The organism is Candidatus Neomarinimicrobiota bacterium (genome assembly GCA_036476315.1).
GTDB lineage: Bacteria > Fidelibacterota > Marinisomatia > Marinisomatales > S15-B10 > JAZGBI01.
On sequence record JAZGBI010000097.1, the window covers coordinates 1 to 2,855 of the forward strand.

The following is a 2,855-nucleotide window of genomic DNA, read 5'->3' on the forward strand; positions in this document are numbered from 1 at the left end:
GCGGCTTCCGCCTGAACGCTTCGAATAATCCGATGACGGAGAGCCGGAATGGCAATCTCCTTCACGTCGGCAGGCATCACGTAGTCTCGTTCATGGAAAAAAGCCACCGTTTTGGAAAGAGAAAGCAGGTGGTGGTAAGCTCGCGGTGAGACCCCTACGGTAACCGCATTCTGGATACCGCCGACTCCGAAGACCTCCGGATCCCGAGTCGCCCTTCCCAGCCGGACCACATATTCTCTCAAACGGTCGTCGACATAGGTTTTCGAGATCAATTCTCGAATCTCAATGACGGTGTCGGGTTGGATCAGGGATTTCAGTTCGATCTGGCCCATATCCGTTTTCAGCATATTGAGCTCATCTTCATGCTCCGGGTAACCGACTCGCAGCATCATGGAAAACCGGTCTTTTTGAGCCTCTGGCAAAATGTAAACCCCCTCTTGTTCGACGGGATTTTGAGTGGCCAGCACCCAGAACGGATCATCCAGCTTGAAAGTGTTTTCTCCCAATGTGACCTGACGCTCCTGCATGGCTTCCAACAGGGCGCTTTGGGTTTTTGGAGTTGCTCGATTGATCTCATCCGCCAGTAAGATATTGGTGAATATGGGCCCGTGTTCTACACTGAAGGTTCCCTTGGCCGGGTCAAAAATGCGTGTTCCCACTATGTCTGCGGGCAAGAGATCGGGAGTGAGCTGAATACGCTGAAACTTGGCGTGCACCACACTGGAAATAGCCACTACGGCCAGTGTTTTGGCAACTCCGGGTACCCCTTCCAGAAGAATATGCGCACAGCCACCGTGATGACCGTTCTCGGAAGCCTCTTTTTTAAAAGAATAGGGGATCTCGGTGAAGAGACCCACCAGGAGGTTGCGAACCATCTCCTCCTGTCCGATGATGATTCGGTTGATCTCCTGTTCCATCTCCTTAAGAAGCTTTAAGGTTTCCTCTTTGGTCATTTTCCTCCACCGGCAAAAACAATTATTGTAGGGGGCGGGCTAGGCTGGGTCAATCAATTAAAAAAATCGCCAGCGCAGTAAACCCGGTGACGATGAACCAATAGTAAAGAGGGGTCTTCTCGGTTACCGTTCTGGTACCGGTCACCTTTCTTTCGTTCCAGAGAATCTCATTCAGATTCTTATACAATTCTGTCCCGCTATGGGATCGATAGTATCGGCCTCCAGTGGCACCTGCCACCCAACGCAAGGTGCCTTCATCGAACGTGGCCAGTAACCGTTCGCCTTCCTCATCTACCAGATAAACCGTGTGTCCATCGCGCTCCCCGATGGGAATGTACCCCCCAGTCACCGTTCCTAGACCAACCGTATAGGTGCGCACGTTCCACTGAAAGGCTTTTTGCACGGCTTCCCGCAAACTTGCTCCATGGTCCTCTCCGTCGGAGATGAGTATGAAGGTAAAGTCTTCGGGTCGCAGTCCTTCGTCTATCTCCTGCTCTTTTTCGAAGAGCAGGATGGCGTTCTTGAAGCCGGCACCAATATCGGTGCCGAAAGTGGGTCGCAAGTCAGCCTCCAGGTAGTCCAGGTAAAAAACAATGTTCTGGGCATCCTCTGTCAGATAGGAGAGTATGACGCTGGATCCGGCAAAGATCACAAGCCCTATTTGACCGATGTTTTCATTTCGATGCAGGATAAAGCTCTGAATTTCCTGACGAGCTCGGTCGATTCGTGAAGGAGCTATATCCTTTGCCCTCATGGAAAGGGAGGTATCCAGAAGAAACACCACGTTGACCTTCTTATAGATGAGTTCCTCTGTCTTGAGCTCGATCTGAGGCTCAGCCACAGCCAGAATCAAACTTCCGGTTGCCACAACGAACAAGAAGGTTAACCGAACATAGCGGAATCGGGTTGAGAGATGGCTGAAACGTTCCACCTGGTCCATCTGGAACTGGGTTCTTATCTTGGTGATGTAGCGAAGAATGAGCCAGAAAAGGAGAACGGCTACGGGCAGGAGGAAGAGCAGATTCAGGTATTTGGGGGCGCCAAAGGACACGGACTCTATCCTGCCACCTTGGTATTGGACTGTTCGATTTGATCTCTGGGTCGCAGGACTTTTACCGGCTTATCTTCCTGGTCTTGCTCCGCTTGCTCCAGAGCTGTCCTCACTAACTCGTAGTTGAATCGAATGTTCCACCGCTGCTCATTATCCTGTTCCAGGGACTTTCGATATTGATCCTGAGATCGATGAAACCAGGCGAATGCATCCTCCATCATTTCTTCCTCAATGCCCTTTTGGAAGTAGGCATTACCGCTCCAAAAGTATACTGCTGACACGTCTTCGATGTCTTCCTGAAGGCAGATGTTGGCTAATTCAATCGCCTCGTCATACTTTCCCATCTGGTACAGAAGTTTCAGCTGAGCAACCATAGCTCCGGAATACTCCTTTTCGAACTGACTTCTCAGCACAGAAGGACTGCTCAGGAACTCAACCAGATTCTTGTACTCCATCATTGCTTCTTCTGCCATTTGGTCGTGTTCCAGTTGTTGGGCTCTTTGCTCACGACCAACCACCGAAGACTGGAGATAGGCGTACGATAGCAGGATCACCGAAGTGATGACGATCAGGGCCAATAAGAGGGGTAAAAATCCAAATTCTCTCTTCTTCACGGCGCCTAAACTATCAGAGAAAAAATTGCCGCGTCAACAATTATCTGTAATATAGTGCCTCGTTGAATTGACAATTCTTCTGTCGGTCGAATCTTTTGGGAGGGGTAGCTGGATTTTAGACTCCTATGTGTATCTATGTAATATGACATTTATTCGTGTTGAGCTTATATATTAAATGAGGCGGGCTAGGAGTCTGCGTTTCTCACAAACCTTGGGAGATTCTCTCAGGCCCCCTGT

At 49.9% G+C, this 2,855-nt stretch carries 3 protein-coding genes; all 3 read right to left on the minus strand.

All coding sequences use genetic code 11. The features are described 5' to 3' along the window. Window positions 1–953, minus strand: a 953-nt coding sequence (locus V3U24_09655; GenBank protein ID MEE9167705.1) for an AAA family ATPase, incomplete at its 3' end; no start/stop codon positions are given. A gap of 49 nt (window positions 954–1,002) precedes the next feature. Next, window positions 1,003–2,004, minus strand: a complete 1,002-nt coding sequence (locus V3U24_09660; protein ID MEE9167706.1) for a VWA domain-containing protein — start codon at window positions 2,002–2,004, stop codon at window positions 1,003–1,005. A gap of 5 nt (window positions 2,005–2,009) precedes the next feature. After that, complete coding sequence (locus tag V3U24_09665; protein MEE9167707.1) at window positions 2,010–2,618, minus strand: hypothetical protein; 609 nt, start codon at window positions 2,616–2,618, stop codon at window positions 2,010–2,012. Window positions 2,619–2,855: the final 237 nt, after the last annotated feature.